The 234-nt window shown below is 38.5% G+C and carries 1 protein-coding gene; it reads left to right on the top strand.

Annotation, left to right across the window (positions count from 1 at the left end):
• Nucleotides 1-234, top strand: a 234-nt coding sequence (locus IAI56_RS16060) for a hypothetical protein (protein ID WP_187658806.1), incomplete at both ends; no start/stop codon positions are given.

Below are 234 nucleotides of genomic sequence, written 5' to 3'. Positions count from 1 at the left end.
CAAGAAACACTCTACGTAAGAGTAGAGAACAACCTTACTGGTTGTTATGATATTGTAACGTTAGAGCTAATCGTTGATCCGCTACCAAATTCTACACAGCCGAGCTATGCACAATACAGTTTGTGTGACTATGACCAAAGCAAAATAGGTTATGAAATATTTGATTTAAGCAGCAAAGAAGCCGATATCTTGTTAGGTCAAACCGGAATGAGCGTAACGTTTTACCCAAGTAGA

Source organism: Flavobacterium macrobrachii (genome assembly GCF_014486675.1).
Lineage (GTDB): Bacteria > Bacteroidota > Bacteroidia > Flavobacteriales > Flavobacteriaceae > Flavobacterium > Flavobacterium macrobrachii.
This window is presented reverse-complemented; position numbering and strand designations above follow the sequence as displayed.